Source organism: Pseudomonas sp. FBF18, assembly GCF_024261405.1.
Lineage (GTDB): Bacteria > Pseudomonadota > Gammaproteobacteria > Pseudomonadales > Pseudomonadaceae > Aquipseudomonas > Aquipseudomonas palmensis.
Map to the genome: position 1 here is coordinate 117903 of NZ_QKRS01000005.1, position 25724 is coordinate 143626.

General features: G+C 52.7%; 20 protein-coding genes. 7 read left to right on the forward strand and 13 right to left on the reverse strand.

What is annotated here, in order from left to right:
• Position 1: 1 nt before the first annotated feature.
• From DN387_RS10345 to DN387_RS10360, 4 genes are all read right to left on the reverse strand, one after another.
• On the reverse strand, positions 2-1450 hold the full coding sequence (locus DN387_RS10345) for an ATP-binding protein (protein ID WP_023048574.1): 1449 nt from the start codon (positions 1448-1450) through the stop codon (positions 2-4).
• Complete coding sequence (locus tag DN387_RS10350) at positions 1447-3615, reverse strand: Mu transposase C-terminal domain-containing protein (protein WP_254506055.1); 2169 nt, start codon at positions 3613-3615, stop codon at positions 1447-1449. Before DN387_RS10350 ends, DN387_RS10345 begins: the two co-directional genes overlap by 4 nt.
• On the reverse strand, positions 3608-4459 hold the full coding sequence (locus DN387_RS10355; protein ID WP_084710213.1) for a TnsA endonuclease N-terminal domain-containing protein: 852 nt from the start codon (positions 4457-4459) through the stop codon (positions 3608-3610). The genes DN387_RS10350 and DN387_RS10355 overlap by 8 nt, the downstream gene beginning before the upstream one ends.
• 596 nt (positions 4460-5055) lie before the next feature.
• Positions 5056-6768 (reverse strand): phosphoethanolamine transferase, encoded by a 1713-nt coding sequence (locus DN387_RS10360; protein WP_043860449.1) that lies wholly within the window; start codon positions 6766-6768, stop codon positions 5056-5058.
• Between the two features lie 484 nt (positions 6769-7252).
• On the opposite strand from DN387_RS10360, the gene DN387_RS26135 reads away from it, so the two are divergent.
• Positions 7253-7591, forward strand: a complete 339-nt coding sequence (locus DN387_RS26135; protein ID WP_075805335.1) for a zinc ribbon domain-containing protein — start codon at positions 7253-7255, stop codon at positions 7589-7591.
• A gap of 54 nt (positions 7592-7645) precedes the next feature.
• Entirely contained in the window at positions 7646-8551 is a 906-nt protein-coding gene (locus DN387_RS10365) for a cation diffusion facilitator family transporter (protein ID WP_037058636.1), read from the forward strand.
• A gap of 116 nt (positions 8552-8667) precedes the next feature.
• Here the strand turns inward: DN387_RS10365 and DN387_RS10370 are convergent, their stop codons facing one another.
• Entirely contained in the window at positions 8668-8994 is a 327-nt protein-coding gene (locus DN387_RS10370; protein WP_009394973.1) for a DUF2790 domain-containing protein, read from the reverse strand.
• A 661-nt stretch (positions 8995-9655) separates the two neighbouring features.
• Between DN387_RS10370 and DN387_RS10375 the strand changes: the two genes are divergently transcribed.
• Both DN387_RS10375 and DN387_RS10380 read left to right on the forward strand, forming a co-directional pair.
• Positions 9656-10330 (forward strand): heavy metal response regulator transcription factor, encoded by a 675-nt coding sequence (locus DN387_RS10375; RefSeq protein ID WP_009394976.1) that lies wholly within the window; start codon positions 9656-9658, stop codon positions 10328-10330.
• Complete coding sequence (locus DN387_RS10380) at positions 10327-11754, forward strand: heavy metal sensor histidine kinase (protein ID WP_009394978.1); 1428 nt, start codon at positions 10327-10329, stop codon at positions 11752-11754. Before DN387_RS10375 ends, DN387_RS10380 begins: the two co-directional genes overlap by 4 nt.
• A gap of 47 nt (positions 11755-11801) precedes the next feature.
• Here the strand turns inward: DN387_RS10380 and DN387_RS10385 are convergent, their stop codons facing one another.
• A complete protein-coding gene (locus DN387_RS10385) occupies positions 11802-12389 on the reverse strand; it encodes a hypothetical protein (RefSeq protein WP_009394982.1) in 588 nt (195 codons plus the stop codon).
• A gap of 267 nt (positions 12390-12656) precedes the next feature.
• On the opposite strand from DN387_RS10385, the gene DN387_RS10390 reads away from it, so the two are divergent.
• A complete protein-coding gene (locus DN387_RS10390; protein WP_009394983.1) occupies positions 12657-12878 on the forward strand; it encodes a hypothetical protein in 222 nt (73 codons plus the stop codon).
• A gap of 82 nt (positions 12879-12960) precedes the next feature.
• Here the strand turns inward: DN387_RS10390 and DN387_RS10395 are convergent, their stop codons facing one another.
• Genes DN387_RS10395 through DN387_RS10405 form a run of 3 tightly spaced genes read right to left on the reverse strand, consistent with a single transcriptional unit; the run spans position 12961 to position 15777 of the window.
• Positions 12961-14415 carry a glycosyltransferase family 39 protein gene (locus DN387_RS10395; protein ID WP_009394985.1) on the reverse strand — a complete coding sequence of 485 codons (1455 nt, stop codon included), beginning with the start codon at positions 14413-14415 and terminating at the stop codon, positions 12961-12963.
• Entirely contained in the window at positions 14409-15392 is a 984-nt protein-coding gene (locus DN387_RS10400) for a glycosyltransferase family 2 protein (protein WP_009394987.1), read from the reverse strand. Before DN387_RS10400 ends, DN387_RS10395 begins: the two co-directional genes overlap by 7 nt.
• On the reverse strand, positions 15358-15777 hold the full coding sequence (locus DN387_RS10405) for a GtrA family protein (RefSeq protein ID WP_009394988.1): 420 nt from the start codon (positions 15775-15777) through the stop codon (positions 15358-15360). The genes DN387_RS10400 and DN387_RS10405 overlap by 35 nt, the downstream gene beginning before the upstream one ends.
• A gap of 259 nt (positions 15778-16036) precedes the next feature.
• Between DN387_RS10405 and DN387_RS10410 the strand changes: the two genes are divergently transcribed.
• Positions 16037-17005, forward strand: a complete 969-nt coding sequence (locus DN387_RS10410) for a LysR family transcriptional regulator (RefSeq protein ID WP_037058644.1) — start codon at positions 16037-16039, stop codon at positions 17003-17005.
• Positions 17006-17215: 210 nt separating this feature from the next.
• The gene (locus DN387_RS10415) at positions 17216-18523 is read left to right on the forward strand and encodes an OprO/OprP family phosphate-selective porin (RefSeq protein ID WP_009394993.1); all 1308 of its coding nucleotides are present in this window, start codon (positions 17216-17218) and stop codon (positions 18521-18523) included.
• Between the two features lie 65 nt (positions 18524-18588).
• Here the strand turns inward: DN387_RS10415 and DN387_RS10420 are convergent, their stop codons facing one another.
• The 4 genes from DN387_RS10420 to DN387_RS10435 form a co-directional block, all read right to left on the reverse strand.
• A complete protein-coding gene (locus DN387_RS10420) occupies positions 18589-20586 on the reverse strand; it encodes a heavy metal translocating P-type ATPase (protein WP_037058648.1) in 1998 nt (665 codons plus the stop codon).
• 199 nt (positions 20587-20785) lie between these two features.
• The gene (locus DN387_RS10425) at positions 20786-21109 is read right to left on the reverse strand and encodes a DUF2790 domain-containing protein (protein ID WP_009394997.1); all 324 of its coding nucleotides are present in this window, start codon (positions 21107-21109) and stop codon (positions 20786-20788) included.
• Positions 21110-21264: 155 nt separating this feature from the next.
• Entirely contained in the window at positions 21265-24426 is a 3162-nt protein-coding gene (locus DN387_RS10430; protein WP_009394998.1) for a CusA/CzcA family heavy metal efflux RND transporter, read from the reverse strand.
• 24 nt (positions 24427-24450) lie between these two features.
• On the reverse strand, positions 24451-25701 hold the full coding sequence (locus DN387_RS10435) for an efflux RND transporter periplasmic adaptor subunit (RefSeq protein WP_009394999.1): 1251 nt from the start codon (positions 25699-25701) through the stop codon (positions 24451-24453).
• Between the last annotated feature and the right edge of the window lie 23 nt (positions 25702-25724).

Genomic DNA, 25724 nt, shown 5'->3' on the forward strand with positions numbered 1-25724 from the left:
GTCACCAGGAGGAATCCCTATCCACCCAGCCGCGCTGTTCGAGCTGAGCCTGAAGGTCTTCGTCCTTCGAAAAATGCACGTTAGCTAATGCTCCGTCAGCAACCGGGACCACGGTACGACCCGTAGCCTTCGATGCCGATTTATCCTTGGCTTGAGGTGGAGGAGTGATCGCGGCCTGGGTAAGTAGCGAAAGATGAGCTCTGTCGGCCCGGCGAGCCAAGTCGTAGTTCATCATCTGGGCGATCTGGTCTTTTGTAGGCATCATGTCCTCGAAGTCAGCAATCTGAAGAGGATCACCGCTTCGTAGAGCCTCGATGGGCTTGTGTAGAAGCCTCATTTGATTGTCATACACCTGCTGAAGCACCGCTGGCGTAATAGCGTCGAGGCCCTCCCAAATTACATGACGCTGCGCAAGCATAAGCAGTTTCGCTAGGAAATCAGTATTGCCTTGGGCGAGATCATAGATCTTGGACAAGAGCTCCTTCGTCAGGGGGGCGCATGATGCCGTCCAGTCATAGGCCCAGAGTTGGGACACCAAGTGCTCCCAAAACGGATCGTCTTCGCTGAATCGGTCAAAAGCGATGGGTCCCATCCCCGCCGCTCTTCGGGCGTTGCGCAGCACACCAGAAAACAGCGGGAGCATTGCGTTGGTCCCTACATACACCAGCGGAACGCCTGCATCGTTGGATAAAGTTACGAAGAAATTCAGCAACTTTTCCCGATCCTGTCCCCCCCGCGAGGAGCAAAGATGCTGCATTTCATCAATGATCAAAGCACCAATGAAAAAGGTTTTGCACAGCTGACTGATGTGCTGGAGCATTACGCTGATGCTGTTGCCAGAACCGCCCCTGCGCGAGTATTTGTCGACTCCTAACGCAGCATCCAACGCTGAGAAGAATGCTGCACAGAAACCGCGCAACGAGCCGTCATGAGGGCACTCAATCTTTAGCCACACGACCTGGGTTTCGATGAGAATGGCGTCTTTATATCTGCTGTGGCTGATCACCTGCGGATAAAGCCTTGCGATGGAATTGAGCGCTGTGGTCTTACCCATACCACTCAAGCCGATGAGCGTCATCGTCTCAGCGGTGGACATGAATCCGTGGCCCTTGGCCTCCGCTGAGGAAGGCAGCCGATGCCTAACAGATGAGGCCAACAGCGGATTGCGTCCCATATATCCGTAGCGAATCAGCTGGCTGAAAAGGTCTTCAAGGCGCAGGTGAATTTCGAATGGAACAACAACATCTTTCAGCCGGTTGATCCCATGACCGCGAAGCTTCGGTGGCAACGCTCGTTCGGCCTCGTCGGGCTTCGGCGGAAGGTTCCCAACGCGCCTGACCACATCTACATCCGACAGAATTCTAGGCAAGCATTCGATCAGCGGGTTGCCATCGTACTGAGGCATGCCTGTAGGAATGTATTCTGCGGGGGAGAACGTCAAATCGTTCATGTCTCAGCCTCGCTTCCCTCGCTGACGACTAGTTTCAGAAACGCCGCGCTTCTCGCGGAACTGGGCCTGCCGGTGACTAGCTTAGAATTTTCTGCCACAGGAGGTATGTTATCCACAACGCGTAGCTGATTCAGATCAGCGGTATGGGAATCGCGCTCGGTCTGAGCTTCGGTAGCACGCTTGGCACGTTTGTCCCGCTTGAAATCTGCATTCGATTTCGGGTCACCCTGAGCGACACGTTTGGATTTGGCCCGGTCAAAGATTTCCTCTTGCCGCCCCCTTACCAGCGCCGCAGTATTATCACTGTCATAACGGGCATCCGGCGAAACTTGGTTCAGGACATGGATCATATCAAGAACCTCCTCCATACGGAGTCCACCATATTTCTGCCGTTGCTGCGGTACAATAGTTAAAGCCTCAAAACCTGCTTCTGACTTGATCCAACAATTTTCAATAGAGTTAGGATCATAGAATACTCGAACATATTTCGTCCGCAGGTTGTGCGAGCGCTCCAACCACTCCTCGCGTATCGCTGTTTGACATGTATACTGTACGCCTTGGAAAACAATACCGCCTCGACTTATACGACACTGCTGAGAGGGCAATAGAGCGATTTTCAACTCAGCCGGCGATACTACTTTTGAATTTATAGGGCTATTATCCTTCGACCAATTCCAAATCGCTATAGGCGTTGCTTCCACTCCGCCGGCAATCATCTCGCGATTTAAAAGGTGTGGTATCCGCAGGCTCTTATTGTGAGCCAAGACTCCTACAATAACCATTTCGGTGAACTCGTCGATATCCAAAATGGCATCGAGTTGGTAGTCCCTATCGCCGCGCTCCATTTTACGAGCATCCACTCCGCCTGGAACGAACTTCAAGTCGAGGTGTTCATTAATCAGACGGAAACGGCTTTCGATGATCCCTTTCCAATCAGGCCTGAAAGGAGGCAAAATTTGCACCCCAAGCCCCAAGCTTTGGGAGAGCGTTGCCCCCGCCTCGCTTAGAAGTTCAGCCCGGTCAGCCACAATTTCGACTGGCAAATGCGAGCATGGCCAGTCAGCTTCCTCAATGTCTACGTTGTATCGTTTGCAAAACTCAACCTTTGAGGTGCAAGCGTTGTATATCGCGTGTCTAGCCCCATTCCAGCTGGGCCCCTCAAGGCCCACGTGAATTCCTACAATCATTCTGGTGTAGGTATCGACGACTACATAAAGTATCGGACGCCCAATGAGCCACAGCCTATTAACGCGATGCACTAAATAGACATCAGCGATGGTGGAATCTATCTCATATCGCTGCGTTGCGCCTATCAGGCCTTGGGATGCTGAGCCAACGATAGCCCGATGGTCTTTGTTGTACCTGATAGAACCGCCACGCACCTTGAGCTTATACAGGTCATCGAAAAATAATTTACCGTGATATCTAAGCTGTGCAGTAGTCGGGTAACTGCCGCGTACAATATTTCCTTTCGATCCGTCAGGGAGAGTCGCTCTATAAAATTTGTTTAACATCCACTTATGTGCATCTTTCAGGGTGCCACACTTGCCGCTAGCGACTCGCCCGTAAGCCAAACGGATATGAGAGAGATGGCGCTGTTCGAGCGGGATGGCACCACCATCATTGACAACGACACCAAGATACTTACGCGGCCGACCGGGGATAATACCTGAGGACCGATCCTTTTTCTTCCCACGTCCGCCGCAAGCGCTTGTGTTCCAAAGAAACGCGTTAGGTATCTGACCCATACTCCAATAGCGGTATAGAAGCCGGTATATCTGCTTACGCTCTACCCCTGTCTCTATGGCATGCGTCGCAACAAGCTTCCCAAAATCAGGACCAAGAATATCCAAGGCAGAGCGATCTTCTACTAAACTTCTTATAAGACTCCAATTTCGATTTCGGCTCGCCTTTTCATTTTCACTAATTTCATCGTCGCTTCTGAGCAGATGTAAAGGAACCATTTCTGGACTTAAGACCGCGCGCCCTGAATCAATTTCGTCAATTAAAACTGACTTATCAATCTGCCAAGGCTTGCCTGGATTCATATTCAGCTCAATCACGATAACAGTATCATTATTTATGCCTAAGACCCTAACTGCCTTTTTTAGTAAGCTCGGTTCTTCGCCGGGAGAAACAATGCTGTTAATTTGAAAATCAAGCATGATGAGAAACCTCGGTTGGCGGAGACAAAGCCGCTGACCGATGGCTCGGCCATACGTGCAACGGCTGCGACAAGCTTATTATTTTCGAGGTAAGATCAGACTCTAAACGGCCGATCCATAGCAGGTGATGGAAGAGCCGCTTCACGCTCATATAGTCAATATAGATATCACGTGACGCCTTTTCCAAAAGAGCTTTTAAGGGTATTTGATCCGTCTTTGACCCCGCGATGTATTCAAGTAAGTTCCCTATATTTTTCTCAGTCGGCAACGAGGGATGGATATTGGCATAAGTCCTGAGAACTCTGAGGTTCGCTAATCTAATCTTCGAGAGGTTTTCGTGCAGGACCAGCTTCCAGTCCACGCCCCTCATTGACCAGTATTTTTCCTCAATAGCGAGCTTTTCAGCTATTCGATTCCGCACATGAAGATCAGCCTGCTCAAATTCCTTTCTATATTTTACTGAGCGAGCAGCTAACCTCGTTTCACCAGAGGGATCCAAGAAGGTGATGAGAAAGTCCGTCGTCATAACGACAGGTATCTGCGTACCAGGATATACAGGGTGACGACAATTTATGCTTGAGGCAATTGCTTGAGTCTCAGCCTGTGTAAGCAGGGGGTACTGCTCTCGGATATCAATGATCGAGGCGTCGTGCTCAAGTACAGTGAGGTAATCTCGCTCCGCATTGGACAGCAGGTGATGAGTGCGGAAAATCTTAACTCCCGCAATCATATGGGAGACACCCTTTGATTTGATTTCCCACACCTTGATCCATGGTTTATAGGAATCTCTCACTCCACTTCCACGGCCTGATTTAATTTTTTTATCTATTTTTGATTGGGTCATCAGCTGGCGGTGGGCAGCCTTGACCGGAGCTACGGGCGCAGATGCCATGTTCAAGTCGCTCATGATTGGGCGACCCACTCGAACGGAACGAGGCTGGTGTGTCGTGTAAAGAGGACACGCCAGCGAGCGGGCTCAGCCAGGACAACAGTCACAGCGGTGCGTAGAGGATTGTCACCCAAATCTCCAAGGCCTGGCTCCGGCCTGATGTGCGGTCGGGGCCAGCCTTGTGACAACCTTTATTACGTTGTGACAACCTTTATTGTTTTGTGACAACCTTTATTAATCAAAAACAGGAGTGCTGGAGGCTCATAATATAGTTTGACACAAAGCCCCCCGGATTCCGTGGCCTCCAGCGATGCGGCCTACCGCAGCAAACGAATTATAGTTTGACACAAGCAGATGCTTCATCGAAAAAGGCACTCTGCGGCGAATAATATAGTTTGACACAACCAGGGACGAGCTCACTTTAGGCGGACTCATCAACCCTGTAGGCCTTCAGCTCAAGCCAGCTATGCATGCTCAAGCGCTCTCGATGGACCTCCGTACCTAGGGATCTGCCGTAACATCAACGACTCGAAGCTCTAGCCGAGCCCTGTTCAAGGGATTGAGCGATAGCTAACGCTCTTAGAGCTGACGTCCAGAGGCCTACAAGGTGCAGTGAAGTCCAGCATTGAACGATAAGAGGATGTCTGAACGCTCATCATCCCGAGAACTGTGTGGAACAGATTGTCATGGCTCAACGGTGAGCTTGCCTGGGCTCTTAGACAACCGACATCGAGTCCTTCGTTCTTCGCCATCGGGTCAGACATCCAGAGCACCAATGGAACCTTGGTTTGCTCACTAGGAGCCATCGCATAGGGCAACCCATGTAGGTAGAGACCGCCCTCACCCAGCGACTCCCCGTGGTCAGAGACGTACATGAGTGCAGTGTCGAATCTAGTGTTCGCAGCGAGAATATCGATCAGCGCAGATGTCACGTAGTCGGTGTACAAAATCGAGTTATCGTAGGCGTTGACCACCTCTTGCTGCTTACATTTGTCGAGTTCATTCGTCTCGCAGACAGGCTCGAATTTCCTGAATTGCGAGGGGTAGCGCTTGTAGTAGGCAGGGCCATGGCTTCCTTTGTAGTGGAGCACTAGAACAGCATCACCCTCCAAGCTCTTGATGAAGTCCTCCATCTCAGCGAGTAGTACCCCGTCCTTGCACTCGTCACTGGTGCATAGCTGGGAGTCTGTACTGAGGGCAACCTTGCGGTTGGGGACGCGGTCACAGACCCCTTTGCATCCCGAATTGTTATCAGTCCACATGACGTTGATGCCAGCCCGCTGAAGCACGTCAAGCAACCCTTCACGACTCTTGGCTAAGCCATCTTTGTATCCATCCTTTCCGACATCGAGAAACATACACGGCAGCGAAACTGCAGTAGCTGTGCCGCAAGAACTGACGTTCGAGAAACTGATTACATTGCGCTTTTGAAGCTCTGGATTGGTCTCACGTGAGTAGCCGTTGAGAGAGAAGTTGGCAGCGCGCGCGGTCTCTCCCAGAGCCAGTACTAATAGCTTGGGCTTTCGAACTGCACCTTGACGATTTACCACTGCATCGGAACCTATGACCGTCAGTGTTTTAGGCGTGGCCAGTTGGCGTTTCAGGTACCCATGACCGGCTGCAAACAGATTGGTAGGTACCAGAATAAGTCGAATCTCTCGGTTATTTCTCAGCAAGGAGGCATACGACTGATACTGACTCAGCAGGATGCCGGAAAGGGCGACCAGCGCTAGTGAAAGGACAACAAGTCTACTGGCCAGGGCCTTCGCCCAAGGCTTTCGCCGGATGGGAACCTGGCTAATTATGTAAACGGGCAAGCCTCCTACAATGGCAACCCAAAGGAAAAGCTTCCAATTCAATAACTCGAACACTTCACCGATGTCGGTCTCCACAACGTTGGTGAACATTGTGTAGTCAATAACGATACCGTAAGTACTCATAAAGTAGCTTGCAAAAGCCGCACTAATCAGGACTAGGCACAGCAGTGGTTTGGCGAGCCGCCACCACGACAACAAGCTGAGCACTGTAAAAACCCAAGCGAACACAAGCACCGGCAGGCTGCCGGCAAGCAACCAGTTAATATCATTTTTCTTGAACACCAGCTTCCAAATCAGCGCCCAAAGCTCAGAGTTTGCGAAAGTCAGTAACCAAGCAGTTACGAAACCGACTAACAGATTAGTACTGACTCCCTCCTTCCGAGCATTACGAATAAAAAGTGCCAATTTTCCAGGCAGGGTTTTAACGTCGAATTCTGGAGGTGTCATTATCAAGCTCTGAGATGCTGCTCACCCATAGCGCTTGCTATGGAATTTACGGAGGTAACACGCAAGCCATCGACCAACACTGGACGGGCATGCGGTGTCGGGGCACCGGAGACCATGAGCTTCGGGACTTGAGAGCGCTTAGGATTCGTAAGGCAGAAGGATTAGAGGAGGAATGGATTTTTCTAGAGTCATTATTTCTTTCATCTGATAACTACACGATGACCTCCTGATTACAATGTTGACAGAATCAGCGCAACGACTTCCCGTTTGCTATCGCTAACGTTATGCTAAAAAGTAGCCAATACTAAGCCGTCAAATACTTCATACTGCATGCGCAAATTAATCATATGTCAACAGCAAGTCTAGCTAGATCTATCGCGCGTTACATTTGAACTTAGATCACTAATTAGAAGTCCATGTTCTTGAGCGGATGATCATTTATCCGACACCGCTCGTAGATCACCCATTAATGAGGGCGAACGTCATGAAGTTTTTCAAAGATCTCTTGGGTAGCAATCACGGTCGAGGGAGCCACAGCGGCGGCAAACACCACGACAGGGGGCATGGAAGCGCTCGACACGAGCGGCGTGATGATCCTCAAAACTGCGAAAGTCGCAATCATTCAATCGACGGCACACCCCCGGCAGCCCAATCCTCAATCAAAGCTCCACAGAACTGTAGGCAGTGCAGGACCACAAACGAACCGTCAGCGCGTTTTTGTCTAAACTGCGGAGTACCACTAACAAATGGTTGCTCCGCCTGCGGCTCTCCAATGAGTGCCGGAGCAAGATTCTGCAGCCAGTGTGGTCAAGCAGCTCTCTAAGGCAAGCTAGCCAGAAAAGACAACGCGACTAGAGCTCTACACAAGGAGAAATACGTGGGGTCAAATCATGATCATGGTAGTGCTGCGGTGCGTGAAGGGCATCAGAAAAAGCTGGTCATGGCGCTAGCCTTGACTGGCAGCTTCATGATCGCAGAGGTAATTGGCGCGTGGATAACCGGCAGCCTAGCGCTTTTGTCGGACGCTTCTCACATGTTTACGGACACCGCCGCTTTGGCGATCTCATTGATTGCACTTCAGATTGCCAAGCGTCCCGCGGACCAGAAAAGAACCTTTGGCTATGCGCGCCTGGAGATTCTCGCGTCCACATTTAACGCCGTGCTGCTTTTCTTGGTGGCAATGTACATCTTGTATGAGGCCTACCAGCGTTTCTTCATGCCCGCGGAGATCGCCACCGGGGCGATGATGTGGATCGCGATCGCTGGATTGATCGTGAATCTCATTTCGATGCGACTACTCGCATCTGCCAGCAATGAGAGCCTCAACGTCAAGGGGGCCTACCTCGAAGTCTGGAGCGATATGCTCGGCTCGGTGGGCGTGATCATCGCAGCTCTCATTATCCGGTTCACGGGGTGGGGCTGGGTAGACACGATTGTCGCCGTTGCAATTGGCTTATGGGTATTGCCGCGCACATGGCAATTGCTTCGCGAGAGCTTGGGCATTCTTATGGAAGGGGTTCCCAGAGGCCTGGAAGTTGAGGCAATCGAGTCCACTATCCTCAGTGTCGAGGGGGTGACTGGCGTCCATGATCTGCACGTTTGGGCGGTGAGTAGTGGCAGTAACGTACTGACATCGCACGTTGTAGTGCGGGACTCAGCAGATGCAGACACTGTACTGGCGGCTGTCGTCGACGCTGTCAGCAGTGCATTTGAAATACACCACTGCACCATTCAGATCGAGCGCGAATCGTTCCACGAAAGTACTCCATCGCCGACCCACTGACATCAGTCGGTAACTTCTGACCGCCATTGACACCTTCCAAGTCGAAAGTGTCAATGAGCGGGAGTAATTTGCGAACACCTGTGAGCCAATGCTTGGGAGCACCCAGTTGTGGTTGCTCACCGACTATTTATGCACTCACCATTCACCAAGTAGCGAACCATGTGTAGTTCACCTTTAGAATCCTCATAGCTCATCATGCTATTGACGCTGCCACATTGACGAACGTTAGGCGATACGTACACTAGCTTACTAACGTCCAACTTTATACCGTAAGCGTAGTCTTCAACTTCAGGCATAGGCTTCTTCGTGCTCTGTGCGTAGCGCGCGGTAGCGTCTTTGGCAGACCGCTCAAGTTCCTCATTGGCCTGCATACTACTGTGGGCATTTGTCGACAGCGCGGAAAAAAGCATGAACACGGCGATAGCAGATCTAGTTGTTTTCATGATAAGTCCATTAATAAAAAAAGCGCCCTAAACAGGGCGCTAAAATTCACCTTACCAAAGGAGCAGATGGTTCTAAGGCGAATGCATCGGCGTGAGCAGATTTTCGGAGCATAACGCCCCAAAGCAGCGCTGCCTGCGTGCTGCGGTCAAAATAACAAAGGCGGCTGACGACAAGATGATGGTGCAATTACAATTTGGACATGTAACAGATTGTAATTGCAGAGTAGATTCCCTGCCTACTTGGGATGAAAAGACAAGCACGTCTAATGCAGAGAGGCCCTGATCGCTGAGTCAAATTAGCGACGCCTGCCAAGGTGTCATTGGGTGCCGCGCGCAGGCCCCAACTGTTCTGGCAGAAATGCTGTCCGTGAACGGCCGAATCCTCCTCAACCACCAGCGCAGAAAGCCGCTGGAAGCCGCAGGATCCGCTATGCTGAGGAAGGTAAGTCAGCGTGACTGTCAGCAGTCTTGCTACTACATTACAAATTTGTAGGATTTCGCCGCAGCTACCTTCTTCGCGTTAAGATTCGAGTGCAATCAGGTGACCAAGGCGTACGCACAGAAGTAGCGAATACCACACTATATGCCCTCGGCTAAACTTTCAAAAAATGAAAGCTTTTTGTGGATTAGGCCAACTCCTTCCCATACTTTGAGATAGGTTATGCGCATTTTAATAGTGGAAGACGAAATTAAAACTGCTGAATATCTTCAGCAGGGCCTATCCGAAAGCGGATACATCGTAGACATCGTGCATAATGGCGTTGACGCCTTGCACCAGTTCTATACCAACGACTACTCGCTCGTTCTACTGGATGTTAACCTCCCAGGTATTGATGGCTGGGACTTGTTGGAGACCATCCGGAAAACCAGTAGAGTGCGCATCATCATGCTGACTGCCCGCGGGCGCATAAATGACAAGCTCAAAGGCTTGGACGGCGGGGCTGATGACTATCTCGTGAAGCCGTTCGAGTTTCCAGAGTTGTTAGCCCGTATTCGCTCATTGCAGAGGCGCGGTGATGAGTTGGTCGAGAAGACCCTACTTAAAATTGCCGACCTGGAGCTTGACTCCGTACGGCATAGAGTCTTTCGCGGCAGCACACGCATCGACCTCACCACCAAGGAGTTTGCCCTCCTGCATCTGCTCATGAGCAGAGCGGGCGAAGCGCTGACCCGTTCACAGATCATCTCGTTGGTATGGGACATGAATTTTGACTGCGACACCAATGTCATCGATGTCGCTATTCGGCGCTTACGCTCGAAGATTGATGATCCATTTGAAACCAAGCTAATTCATACGCTTCGAGGCGTTGGGTACGTTTTTGAGGAGCGCGCATGAGGCCTTTCAGCCTGGCTGCGAAGCTAGGATTAAAAGTTGGATTGATGAGCGCAGGGTTGCTGCTTCTGTTCGCCACCTTCGGGTACCTGATGGTGGGTCAAGCTCTTGAAAGAAACGCCAGAACTGACCTCGAAGTGAAAATGGAAGGAATGGCTCACAACCTTTCTACCATCTCGGATATCTCCGGGGTCAATGCAGACGCGCACCAGCTCGTTGATCTGGTCATGGGCCACAATAATCTGTATGTGAGCATCTTCGATTCAACAACGAGCAGACAGCCGCTGCTCTCGATCGGCTCGAAGCAGGTGAATCTAGAGGTACGCAAATTCAACGCTGGAGCGACGGCGCAAGAACATGAGTGGCGCGACACCCAGGGCCGCCCACTACTCAGCACGTCCCGCGTAATGCGCTTGGATGATGGCACCGAAGTAAGCGTCTACATGACTATGGACCAGTCATCCAATGAGGCTCTGCTCGACGCACTGCTTACCTGGGCTCTGATGATGTCCCCCGTTATTCTCTTGCTCATCCTAGCTATTGGCTGGTGGACTGTGCGACGTGGCCTGCTGCCCTTAACAAAGTTCCTGAAGGTTGCCTCCAAAATTTCGACCGAGAGCCTCGAGCATCGCCTGCCGGCAGATGGAATGCCGGCAGAGCTCAAAGAGCTCGCAGACGGAATCAATATCATGCTGGCTCGACTGGACGATGGGGTTCAGCAGCTTTCGCAGTTCTCTGATGACCTTGCCCATGAGCTCAGAGCACCATTGTCCAATCTGATGGGGAAAGCCCAGGTTGCCCTGACCCGAGAGCGGTCGCTGTCCGAGTACCGCGAGGTTCTCGAGTCCTGCACAGAAGAACTGGATCGGATGAGCCGTATGGTTTCCGACATGTTGTTCCTAGCGCAGGTCAGTCATCCTGCATCCATGGTTGAGTTCGAAACCGTATCCTTGGTCGATGAGATTCAGCGTGTTTGCGATCTCTTCAGTATTTCGGCTGAAGACGGCGAGATCCAACTCCAGATTTCGGGCAGCGACGACGCCGTGCGCGGTAATCGTCTGATGATTCAGCGTGCCGTCTCGAATCTGCTATCAAATGCTATCCGATACTGCCCCCGAGGTCGCACGGTCTACGTGAAGGTACACCGCAGTGCAAACGGTACTACTTTAAGCGTGGGCAACCCGGGGCGCGGGATTGCTAAAGAACACCATGCCCATTTGTTTGAACGGTTCTACCGCGTGGACAAGAGCCGAGCACGGAGTGAAGGTGGTACAGGGCTTGGCTTGGCCATCGTTCAATCGATTATGAGCCTGCACCAAGGTTCGGCGGGTGTGGAAGTGACTGATGAAAACTTCACCTGGTTTCACCTTAACTTTCCTCAACCCCAGCTCAACCACTCTACGATGAGCGCCGCCTCGATCGCGTGATCAAAAAGGCCCGTCAATAGACGGGCCTTTTGCTTTATTCCAGAGCATCAGTCCCTAAGGACCACAGGATCCATCGGGGCCCTTAAAATCACTGACTTTATGATCTGTTGCTCTTCTGGGTTGGCGTTTTTCCAAAGCTGTGAGAAATATTGAGCGTTGACCTTTTCTTGAGCGCTCACACGGCCGGCTGCATCAATCAGACGCATGGTCGAGTACGAACAGATCAATGCCAGGATGAAAAATGCTGTCGCCACCACCATTACGTAACGCTTGGCCAGTGCCGGTGCACGCTTGAGTTCTGCGAGCGAAGCATTCGCGGCACTGGTAGCGATCGAAAGCTCTGAAATGAGAGGCTGGATGGCACTGTCGACTCCACGGTAAGCGGCAGAGTACGCTTTTGTCGCGGCGCGTAAGGCGACCTCTTCACCATCGGACCAAGCCTTCTCAGCCTTCCGAACCTCCCCGTGAATCTGCCGACCTATAGCCTCTACCTGCTCCACCATCTCGTTCGACCTCTCCAAGACAGCGCTAGAAAGCCGTGTCTGAGATGTCAGCTCATCGACCTGGGCAGAAAGATTTTCAGCGCAGCGGCGAAAATCATTCATGGCAACTGCCCAAGGCTCAATTTCATTCATAGCTATCTCCTGGTGCGGACTGCAATGCCGCACGAAACTACGGTGGTAGATATCAAAATTGTAATTTACTGGATAACTGAAATTTTCTTTCAGCAATTCCGGCGATAGGTCTGATCCTTCCAGATCCAGACTTAGAACGCATCCTGCCGCACGCTAAAATTACGGAATTGTAATTAATACCTCACCTTGTCGTTAGCTTCGCTTCCCTAAACTACAAAACAACAAAGACCCCTAGTCAGGGAGGTCTAGTAAATACCGAGGTTCAACATGAAATTTGTAAAATCTATCGCTCTTGGAAGCTTGCTGTTCGGTCTGATGACTACCGCCCATGCTGAAGACGGATTTGATCGAGCGAAAAAATTCAACGAAAATTTCCGGGCTGAGCAGGCACGCATATGGAGCGATGATTCATCGGATCAGAAAAAGCAGCAGGTCGCTCAAGAGAAACAAAAAGAGCGCAAAGATGCCAAGGAAAAGTCCGATAACTGATCGACGATAAACTAGGAACTCTGATGAGGGTAGCAGTCAACAAAAAAGCCAGGTTAATACCTGGCTTTTTTTCATCCTAAATTTAGCCCTCGTTCTTCTGATAAGTTTTCGTGCTGCTTTCTATGGCGAGGCTTTGGGCATTTTTCTCGTCGGCGTTCCAACGGCATAGCAGTAGTTGGCTGGCGTTGGCTTCTGTGATCTTGGTGCACTCCAGGCCGGTAGGCAGCTCAGCATTGCTGTCGCGCAAGCGCCTCGATAGATAAAACAAGCCACTGCTTGGCCATTTGGCAGGATCCTTGATGTGCTCGGATTTGCCAGTGCTGTAGAATTCGGATGAGTACGACCGGCGTCCCGGATAGATCAGGGGGCCCGGCTGAGTAGACTGAGCATTGAGCCAAGCCTGGATCACATCCCGCTGATTCTGAGGCCGCGTTTCCATTGCGCCAGCGTAAATTATGCCCGCTCCTATCATTGGCAATATCAAAGCACTCATAGCAGCAGCCCATGTAGTCTTCGGGCCGGTATCGCTGACCCGGCCCGACAGCAGCAAAGCCCAGGCTGGGAGCGCAGGAAGCAGGTAGGTCCACAGAATGTTGCCGGCGAACGTGAAGAAGACCGGAGTAGCCAGCGCCCAGAGCCAGAGGTAGGCCTCAAACCGCTGCAGCGACGCACGCCTACGGATCAGCAATGGAAGGAAGAATACCCACGGAAGAAGCGCTAACCCGAGCTGTAGCCAGATGGTCCCGTATGGCTTGGCGTGGGCGCTGCCGTAAAGATCACCAGCCCAGTTGCTAACGACGTAACGGCTCCAGTGCTCACCAACGAAAAAGTACTCCATAAAGCCTGGTGTCTTCATCTCAGCCAAGACGTACCAAGGCACAGAGATGCCGAGCATAAGACCCAGGCCGCCAGCCCAAGGTAGCCTTAGCACCCGTTTCCATTCCTTGTAAATCACGATCCAGAGGAATGCCGGCGCCCCTACTAGCACCAGGGTCAGCGGGCCTTTAGCAAGCAGACCTAGCCCCAAACCTGCGAACATCAGATAGGCGTACGCTTTGTCGGCGCATTGCATCCAACGCCAGAACCCATAACTGGCCAGCAAAATTGAGAACGATAGAACGGGGTCGGTCAGTACGACTCCGCTGGAGACCAAGCCAAGCGTTGTGCTGGAAAAGATTATTGCCGCCCAAATGCCCGCGTTACGCGAGAAATGCTGCGTACCGAGCTTGATGATGATGAAACAGCTAGCCAGGTGCAGCAGCCATGCAGGGAATCGAGCAGCGAACTCATTGACCCCGAAGATCGTCATGCTCGCGGCTTGCGTCCAGAAAGACAGTGGTGGTTTGCCCCAAAACGGTACCCCGTAATCGAACATGGGCGTGATCCAGTCATTCAGCTCGACCATTTTTCGCGCCATTTCGGCATAACGGGCCTCCGATGTGTCCATCAGGGGGTAGACACCCAATCCTGATAAACGTAGGACCAAAATAGCGCCCAATATCCGCCATAACGTCTGCTCCCTCTTCAAACTCAGCATTTCTTACCCTCGAACGATGAGACCGAAGGGTGGATAGACGCGCACTCCGCTTTGGGACTGTTTTTCAAGAAATACTGGGGGCGGCGCTTAACCTCTGCGAGTGTCAGGCCAAGGTACTCCCCCACCATGGCGACACCGACGCACATAAATGAGGCCATTCCGACGAGCAGATGATGGACATCGAAACTACCAGCCACGAGGGCTGCGAGCATGTAGCAGAAGCTGGAAACGAAGAGTGCAAAGCTAGCGAGACTGAAGATACGCAGCGGCTTGCGAGAAAAACTGAGAATGCTCTCGATGGCAAGATTGATTAGTCCAGCCACGTTCCACTTGCTGCTCCCTGCATGACGAACAGCGCGATTATAGGGTAGTTCAAAGGTGCGAAAGCCTACCCAGCCGATCATGCCCTTAAGGATGCTGGAACGCTCATCCAATGCTCGAATAGCTGCAAGCGGAGCGGGTCCAATCAAGCGAAAATCGCTGACATCGGCGGGCAAATCCACTTTATCCACCAGACGCTGCATGACCCAATAGTAGGCTCGAGCGCTCATGCGCTTGAAAAGCGAATCGCCGGTTCTCAGATTGCGCTGCATGTTCACCACGTCATAACCCTTTTGCCAGAACTCCACCATGCCGGGAATGAGCTCAGGCGGATCTTGCAAGTCGACGTCAATGAAGATGAGCGCGCTGCCGCGAGCATGATCTATCCCAGCCCTCAACGCGGCCTCCTTTCCAAAGTTTCGACTCAGGAAAAGGCATCGAACAGCCGAGCCATCCTGATACTCACGCAGCAGCTCTGCAGTACCATCATTGCTGCCATCGTCGATGTAGAGAATCTCGCAAGAAACAGGTAGCCGCTTAACAACTTTGGTAACGCGTTGGTGGAACTCTGGAATGGTGTCTTCTTCTTGAAAGCAGGGAACCACAATGGTCAACAAGGGATCAGGGCGCTCGGGAAACCGATTTAATGTCTGCATGGCTGAATGTCCAGAAACGATGTGCAATGAATCCAAGTGCCGTAAGGGCTATAGTCACTAAGGCCTGGGCGATAAGCGGTGAGAAACTTAATTTAATGAGTACCCAAATACCCACTCCGTTACCTAGGTTTGCTGCCAGAGCGACAAGTGTGAACCTAATAGGCTGGAGCACTCGAGAACCATCTGCCTTAAAACAGTGCGCTCGATTACCGATGAAGCTTGCAATAGCACCTACCATGCTGCCACATATACTGGCCGACACGGGATCAGCAAGCTCCGCTTCGATAAGCGCCAAGAAGATTGCATAATGTATCGCTGTCGCTATTGATCCGACGCCTAAATATCGGAACAGCAAAAATACAAGAGGCGGGCATTTGGTTTCCATGTGCTGAGACTATGGAAGCAAAGGTGAAAAAAAAGTGAATCAAATGTCGGTAGAAAACTGGGGAGCAGATGCCGATTATAGGGTTAAAACTTTACGGAAAACCTAGCACGCCAAAATATCAAAAAGATTTCCTCATAATTACTTTATTGAAATCAACCTCGCCAAATAACAATTAGATTACGCGGAAATTACAATATTGATAGTATCGGGAACTGCAGATCCACATTGAGATAAATTCTCCCCGCACAAGGGGGAATAAATGGCTACACAAAATGAAACATCTACTGGCATTACTGTTTCTTGCATTCCTGACATATTGGATGATCTGCCAATTGATAAACAGTTAGCGCTAGAATTTTTCTCAACCGTACGTTGTGCAAATTTTAAACAGGCAGCCAGGGCGCTCAACCTACCTGTAGTAGGCCTTCGGAGGCGCCTGGAAAAGCTAGAGGAGCACATCGGTTCTCCTGTATTCGTCTATAAAAACAACAAGCTTGCTCTGACTCGAATAGGCGACAAGGTCAGCCATTACCTTTCGCAACTTTTTGGCCCTGAGGGCCTTGGAAAAGCCGGCGACACGGGCATCCCGGGGCTCACGCTTGCGATCACAGAACCGGTACTCAGCGATATCGTCAATCGAGATCTCGTCGCCTACGTTCGGGATCATGCTGAAATGCAACTGGAGATCCACTCTGAGTGCACCCCGAAAATGCTCAATGGATGTGACGTCGATGTGGGTATTGTTCTCGTGACACCATCTGATGACGATGCCTTCGATCGCTACCCCGAGTACAGGTTCGAACGGCTTGGCCGGATCGGACACGCGTTATTTATCTCAAGCCGCTACTCAAGAAGTGTCACGGTCCCAGTGGCGAGTGATGACCTACAGAATTTTATGCTCGTTCTTCCTTGGGACGATGACATTCTCTCGGGTTCCAAAAATTGGGCCTCTATAATTTCCGGCCACCGAGGAGGGACGACCAGAGCCAAGAACTACAATTTCTCCCGCGGCCTGGTGGTTGGGGGGGCCTGCATTGGTGTGTTGCCAGATTACAGCCGTAAAATGGACAGAAACATCACGCTCGTGCCAGGATTTCTCGAAGACTTGGAAGATAAAGATGTCTATCTTGTTATAAAGTCAACGCTCACACGCAACCCTCAGGCCTTGGATATCCGTCGACTGATTAAAAAAAGCTTCTTGGACAAAAGTGACTGGCTTGATAAATGACAAGCTCGTTATTTTTCAGAAGTCTTTCTTTAACATTACAGAAACACTTCTGTCATTTTTGCTTGCGATCTAGCCATAGTGCTTAGAACAAAGGCATCTTGTTGCAGCAGGTGACGAACGTGACCTGCTCACATCTGCCAGATCTATTAGGCCCGACGGAGGGCAAACATCCCGTCGACGCCTTAGCACTTAACACACGAGAGGCAAGCAATGATCCGTTCTTCGAACATGCGAGTGAAGCTTTTGGCTGCCGCAATAATAGGCACATTTTCCTCGCAAGCATTCTCCGGAGTAGTCACTAGCGACGGAGCTGATATCGTTCTCAAAACCAAGGGCGGTCTTGAACTTTCTACTACCGATAAGGAGTTCAGTTTCAAACTGGGCGGCAGGGTTCAGGCCGACTACGGACGGTTCGACGGTGTCTTCACCAAGAATGGCGATACTGCTGACGCAGCCTACTTCCGTCGCGCCTACATCGAGTTCGGCGGTACCTTGTACCGTGACTGGAAGTACCAGGTTAGCTACGACCTGTCCCGCAACACCGGTAACGACGCCGATGGCTACTTTGACGAAGCGAGCCTGACCTACACGGGCTTCGCTCCAGTCCAACTGCGATTCGGCCGCTTCTACACCGATTTCGGTCTTGAGAAGGCGACCAGCTCGAAGTGGACAACCGGGATGGAGCGAAACCTTTCCTACGATGTAGCAGACTGGATCAACGACAACGCTGGCATGGGCGTTCAAGCCACCAGCACCATCGCGAACATGGCCTACCTGTCGGGTAGCGTCTTTAGCGAAACCAACAATGATAACGATGGCGACAGCACGAAACGCTATAACGTGCGCGGTGTCTTCGCACCGCTGCATTCTGATGGCAACGTCCTGCACATCGGTGCCCAGTATGCCTATCGCGACCTCAAAGACAGTTCAGTAGACACCCGGATCCGCTCACGTCTCGGCGTTCGTGGTGTGGATACCAATGGCGGTGGTGATGCGGGTACCAACGGCAATCGCATGCTGTTTGGCGGCGCCACGGCGCAAGAAGGCCTGTGGAGCGACGATTCGGTCTGGGGTGTTGAAGGTGCTTGGGCTACCGGCCCGTTCTCTGTGCAAGCTGAATACCTTCGCCGCAAATTGCAAGCTGACCAGGCAACCAATGACCTGAAAGCATCGGGCTACTACGCACAAATGGCGTATACGCTGACTGGCGAGCCCCGCATCTACAAACTCGACGGTGCCAAGTTTGACACCATCAAACCACAGAACAAAGATCTGGGGGCCTGGGAAGTTTTCTATCGCTTTGACGACATCAAGGTCGAGGACGGTAACCTGGTCACCACTGCGGCTCAGTCAGATGAGCGCAAAGCAAAGAGCCACACAATCGGTGTGAACTGGTATGTCAACGAGGCCGTGAAGGTGAGTGCCGACTACATCAACGTGCGCACTGACAATGCCGAGAACGCGGCCGGAGACGACAGTGGCAACGCTCTCGTAACCCGCCTGCAATACGTCTTCTGATCCACTTTCAGACTGTCGTGTACAAAGGGGGCGCTCAATGCGCCCCCTTTGTTTATGTTCAGAGATCAAGTGCTCCTGCGGTAACCCAGCAGGCGTAAGGCGTTGAACACGACCAGAAGCGTGGACCCCTCATGAATAGCGACGGCAGCACCGATGCTTAACCCCATCATTGTGGAGGGGACCAGTATCGCGACGATCCCTAAGCTGACGAATAGGTTCTGGCGGATGATGGATTTCGTATGGCGGCTTAGCCCGACCGCAAATGGAAGTTGTCGAATATCGTCGCCCATAAGCGCAATATCAGCCGTTTCCAGGGCAACATCGGAGCCTGCCGCACCCATTGCAATCCCCACGCTAGAATTGGCCATGGCCGGGGCGTCATTCACACCATCCCCTACCATCGCTACTTTGGAGGTGATGCGCAGGTTCTTGATAGCCTGAACCTTGTCATCCGGCATTAGATCCCCCCACGCCTCATCCAAGCCCACCTGTTTGGCGACAGCTTCTGCAACGCGACGGTGATCGCCTGAGATCATGATCATGCGTTCAATGCCCATTTGCTTGAGCTCCTGAAGCGCCTCCTTCACTCCTTCCCTGGGCGTATCCAACAATCCAATCGCTCCCAGATCACGATCACCACGGCGCACAATCATCGTTGTGCGACCTGATTGACGCAGTCGCTCCACAGCTTCCAGAGCAGGTTCGGTGAGGGAGGGAATACCATCAGCACCAAACATCTCAACTTTGCCGATCCAAACTTGCTGACCATCTAGCTCAGCCTGGACACCCCGACCAACCAGGTTCCTCACATTCGTTGCTTGGGGTTTACTTCTGGTTCCAATCATCTCTTCACCGTCGCGCACAATGGCTACAGCGAGCGGGTGGTCGCTCATCGACTCTACGGAGATTGCAACAGTCAGAAGGTCTTCGATCTTGGTACCGCCCACGGGTACTACATCGGTAATACGAGGGCGTCCTTCGGTTAAGGTACCAGTCTTGTCGAATGCCATGGCGCTCAATGAGCCAAGCTCTTCAAGCGGTGCACCACCCTTGATCAACACCCCACCCCGAGCAGCTCTGGCGATACCTGAAAGAATGGCGCTGGGTGTTGCTATCGCAAGCGCACAGGGACTTGCGGCTACCAGAACGGCCATGGCGCGATAGAACGAATCTCGGAAAGGCTCGTCGAGAAAAATGCCGGCAAATACCAGGCCTGCCACCAAGAGCAGGATCAAAGGGACGAAAATCCGCTGGAAGCGATCCGTGAATCGCTGGGTCGGCGACTTCCGGACCTCTGCTTCACTGACCATTTTGATGACTCGCGCCAGGGTGCTTTCCGTGGAGCGCCGTGTCACCTCGATCTCGATCAGATTTTCGCCGTTGATGGTGCCCGCGAAAACCTTGGATGCAGCATCTACAGCATCCGGCTTACTGCGCGCGAGAGCTGCGCTAGCGACTGGTTTTTTGTCCACTGGGACGCTCTCACCGGTCACAGGAGCCTGGTTGATGCTCGAGAACCCTACGACCACAAAACCATCGGCTGGCAGGCGATCATTTGGGCGTACGATGACAACGTCACCGGGCACCACAAGATCCACTGGCATTTCCTGCGTACCATCGGAGCGTCGTACGATGGCGGTTGCAGGTGCGAGTTTGGCCAGCGCCTCAATAGCTTTTTTCGCCCGGCCCATCGCATAGCTTTCAAGGGAATGCCCCAGACTGAAGAGGAACAGTAGCAGAGCCCCCTCTGCCCAAGCCCCCATGCTTGCAGCCCCTACGGCCGCAAAAAGCATTAGCGTATCGATCTCGAAACGTTTTTGGCGAAGGTTGGTGATAGCTTCCTTGGTTGTGAACCAACCACCGAAGACATAAGCAGATACGTAGAGTATCAGCGGCAGTCTATCAATCAGGCCGAGTTTCCCTGCGAGAGCTCCGGCTCCCAGGAGAGTGCCACAGATTAGCGCGAAGACCAGTTCGGTGTTCATACCAAATATGCCACCATGCTCATGACTATGGCTTCCAGACCCTACTTTTTCGTCTGGGTGTTCAAGCAAAACTTTCATAACTCGTCCTTTCTGAGGCTACTACCTTTGGGGGCAGTTATTGGGCATCGTGTCTGGTGACCTGATATTTATTCCACTACGTACTCGCAGGCGCCGAAAAACAAGACCAGCCGTTACCAAATAGCTGCAGAGAAAATAAAAAATGCCAAGCATTGCTTGGCATTTATAAAATCGATTATTTTTCGAAGAAAAACGAACACTACTTATCATTTACGCACTGCGAATACAGAGAATAACGGACTGTCTTTAGCGTACCCTGGGAGTCTTCGAAGGTCATCAACCGCGAGTAAACCTTGCAGGTACGGGGGTCTTGAGATTGACGAACAAATTTTGCTACATCAATTTTCATACCGTATTTATAGTCCTGTATCTCCGGCATAGGTTTGCCATTTTTCTCCGCGTACTTTGCAACAGCAGTCTGATGCTCCTGGATATATTGCAGCTGTCTTTTCTCCGAAAAAGTGCTGGCTTGCGAAGCTATTGAAAAAATAACAAGTGCAGCAGCAACAATAATTTTCTTCATACATCCTCTCAATGTAAGACTTTCTCGGATGTAACTCTAGCAACCTACAGACATCACCGGCATGACGAGAGACTTACAATTTTGTAAGGTTGGCTAAACTAGTTCAGATAGAAAAAAGCCCACAATGCATATTGTGGGCTTTTTCTTAACGAGTATCAGTTGACGACTTCGACCTCATCGCCGTCTTCATCCTTGCGGTGCGCCCAATGATACAGGGCGGGAAGTACCAGCAAGGTCAGCGCCGTGGAAGACAAGATCCCACCGATCACCACCGTCGCCAGTGGCCGCTGAACTTCTGCCCCGGTACCAGTGGCCAAGGCCATCGGGATGAAGCCCAGTGATGCAACCAAGGCAGTCATCAGAACGGGGCGAAGTCGAGTCAGAGCGCCCTCATCGACGGCTTGTCTGAGCGTGCGTCCTTCCTCTCGCAGGCCTCGGATGAAAGCAATCATCACCAGGCCGTTAAGCACCGCCACACCTGAGAGCGCAATGAAGCCAACACCTGCGGAGATCGACAATGGGATGTCCCGCAGCCACAACGCCATGACCCCACCAGTGAGAGCGAATGGAATGCCGGTAAAGACCAGCATGCCGTCTTTGAGGTTATTGAACATCAGGAACAGCAAGGTCATGACCAGCAGCAAAGCGACCGGAACGACAATCTGCAGACGTTTGGCAGCCGACTGCAACTGCTCGAACTGACCACCCCAATTGGTCCAGTAGCCGGCGGGGATCTCCACATTCGTTGCCAGGGACGCGCTGGCCTCTTCAACGAACGACCCAAGGTCGCGGCCCCGGACGTTGGCACTGACGATCACCAGACGCTTGCCGTTCTCGCGGCTGATCTGGTTCGGACCCAGTTGCAGGTCCAGGTTGGCGACCTGCGACAACGGGATGAATCCAATCTGATTGGCGCCTTGAGAGGCATTGGCCGGCACAGGGATCAGAAGGCTGGACATACCTGCTACATCGGTACGCACGGCCTCAGGCAGGCGCACCACCATGTCGAAGCGACGGTCACCTTCATACAACGTGCCGGCCGTACGGCCACCGACAGCGATGGCGATCGAGTTCTGAACATCCGCAATGTTCAGACCGTAGCGTGCGGCTTTCTCACGATCAATGTTGATAGTCAGCACCGGCAGGCCGGTGGTCTGTTCAACCTTGACCTCCGAAGAGCCCGGTACCGCCTTGAGCGCTGAGGCAATCTTGTTAGCCGTGCTGTTGAGCACACCCATGTCGTCGCCAAAAACTTTCACAGCGACGTCGCTTCGAACGCCGGAAATCAACTCGTTGAAACGCAGTTGGATGGGCTGGGACAACTCATAGTTGCTGCCTGGAACGTTGGCAGCAGCTTTCTGCACTTCAGCAATCAGCTCATCGCGAGGCTTCTTGGGGTCGGGCCACTGGTCCTTAGGTTTGAGCATGATGTAGGCGTCGGAGATATTGGGCGGCATCGGGTCAGATGCAATTTCTGCCGTGCCCGAACGCGCAAACATCCTCTCTACTTCCGGCACCTGTTCAATCACGGCCTTCTCAAGGCGCTGTTGCATTTCAACAGACTGGCTCAAGCTCGTCCCAGGCACACGCAAGGCCTGCATAGCAAAGTCCCCCTCACTCAGACTAGGGATGAATTCGCTACCCATACGACTTGCAAGCACACCGCTCAGCACGACCAAGACTACTGCGGCCGAGAAAGCAATATTCCGATGCCCAAGTACCCATTGCAGAACCGGCTCATAACGGCGCCGCGCAGTGCGCATCACCACACCTTCCTCTTCCTTGACCTTGCCAGTGACAAACATGGCGATGGCCGCAGGTACGAAGGTGACGGAAAGAATCATTGCACCCAGAAGCGCCATCACGACGGTGAAGGCCATGGGGTGGAACATTTTGCCTTCGACGCCGGTGAGGGCGAAGATCGGCAGGTAAACCACCATGATGATCAACTGGCCGAAGATCAGTGGCCGGCGAGCTTCACCCGCGGCAGCGAAGACCTCATGGAAGCGCTCGGCTTTGGTTAGCATGCGGCCATGCTTGTGCTGTGCATGAGCCAGGCGACGGATCGCGTTTTCCACGATAACCACGGCACCGTCTACGATGATGCCGAAGTCGAGCGCCCCTAAACTCATTAGGTTGGCACTGACCTTGTTGTTGAACATACCCGTGAAGGTGAACAGCATGGACAGCGGGATCACCATCGCGGTGATCAGTGCTGCACGGATGTTACCGAGGAACAGGAACAGAATGGCGATTACCAGGATCGCACCTTCCACCAGGTTCTTCTTCACCGTCGCAATAGCTTTTTCAACCAGGTTGGTACGGTCGTAAACAGTTACGGCGACCACGCCCTTTGGCAGGGTGCGATTGATGTCAGCCAGCTTGGCAGCGACAGCTTGGGACACGGTACGGCTGTTTTCACCGATCAGCATAAATACGGTACCGAGCACGACCTCGCGGCCGTTCTCAGTGGCAGCACCTGTACGGAGTTCTTTGCCGATGCTGACATCAGCGACGTTGCTGATGCGAATAGGAGCGCCATCCACACTGGAGATCACGATGTTGGCGATGTCTTCGATGTTGCCTAGCTGACCCGGCGCACGGATGAGCAACTGCTCACCATTACGCTCGATGTAACCGGCGCCAACGTTGGCGTTGTTGCTCTCCAGCGCTGCGACCAGGTCGTTGAGGGTTAGCTTGTAGGTAGCAAGGCGCTTCGGATCCGGCGCGACCAGGAACTGCTTGGCGTAGCCACCAATGGTATTGATCTCGGCCACACCTGGGACGTTGCGCAGTTGAGGCTTGATGATCCAGTCCTGGATTACCCGCAGGTCGGTGGGCGTGTACGGTGTACCGTCCTCTTTGACTGCGCCATCTTCGGCTTCGACGGTCCACAGGAAGATCTCGCCAAGACCGGTGGATACCGGACCCATTACGGCCTCTACACCCTCTGGCAGCTGTTCCTTCGCAACCTGCAATCGCTCGTTGATCAACTGGCGAGCAAAGAAGATGTCCGTGCCGTCCTTGAAGATCACGGTGACCTGAGACAGGCCAGAGCGAGACAGGGAACGGGTCTGCTGAAGGCCCGGGAGACCGGCCATGGCCGTTTCAACAGGAAACGTGATCCGCTGTTCGGTTTCCAAAGGCGAATAGCCAGGCGCTGAAGCGTTGATCTGCACCTGGACGTTGGTAATGTCGGGTACCGCATCGATCGGCAGCTTCTGATAGCTGTAAATGCCGATGCCGGCCATGATCAGAACAGCGATCATTACGACGATGCGCTGCTCAATGGCAAATCTGATGATACGTTCAAACATGAGAAATCATCCTGTCAGTTCGCATCAGTGCCCGTGCTCGGCAGATGCTTTGCCAAGCTCGGACTTGAGTGTGAAGCTGCCACTGGCTGCAACCTGGGCGCCGGCTTCGATGCCGTCGGTGATTTCCACATACCCATTGTCGCGGCGGCCGGTTTTTACCGGGCGAGTGTCAAAGCCCTCTGGGGTACGCACGAATACCGAAGGTTTGTCTTCCACGGTCTGTACGGCGCTTTCAGGAACTGCAACGGCGACTCGATCAGTCTGAGAGGTGACCGCGATGTTCACGAACAGACCTGGTCTCCAAGCGCCGCTAGGGTTGGTCAGGGTCACGCGGACGGTCGCTGCACGGTTTTGCTCGCCCAACAGGCTGCCGACATAACCCACCTTGCCGTCGACCGAGACGTTCATGTCAGGCGAAGAAACCTTCACGGCGCGGCCAGTCACGACCTTGCCCAAGTCGGTAGGAGGAACTGCGAAGGTGGCCCAGACTTGGTTGAGGTCGGAGAGAATGAAGGCGTTGGTCGCCTCGCTGACGACTTCACCCATGGTCAGATGCTTCTCCACCACCACAGCGTCAAAGGGGGCGCGAAGCTCGTAGCGATTACCGCCAACGGAATTGACCGAGGCACCGATCGCGCCGACCTTCTGCTTGGCGTTGGCCAGCGAGATCTCGGCCTCCTGCAGCGCCTGGCGTGCCTGGAGGTAATCCTGCTCGGCAGAGATCTTGTCCTGCCACAGCTGTTTCTCACGGTCGAAGGTCACGCGGGCCAGTTCTAGGCGACGCTGTGCGGCTTGTTGCTCACTGCGCAGATCAGAGATCTGTTGGCTAGCGATCACAGCGAGGACTTGGCCCTTCTTGACCGTCTCGCCCAAGTTGGCCTGAACAGTTTCCACAACACCCGGTACACGAGGAACAACGTGTGCAGTGCGGTCTTCATCGAAGCGAATCTCGCCTGGGAAACTCACAATTGTGCCCAGGTCACGAGGAGCTGCAGACTCCAAGACGACACCGGCTGCTTTGATCTGCTCGGCACTGAGCGTCAGCTTGCCCTCTTCCTCTCCACCCTCTTCGCTATGGCCTTCTTCACCATGCCCCTCATCACCAGCCTTTTGGGCGGATGAAGTGGTCTTTTTTTCGTCGCCATGGCCATCGTTAGCGCCGTGCTCGGCAGCGCCGGCTGCCTGCAACTCGGAACTGCTATCCCAGGCAAGGCTGCCAAATCCGAGGGCTGCCACAGCGGCAACCGCGAGGGCGATCTTGCGTTTGTTATCCATTGCTACTCCTGCTGATCGTAGGC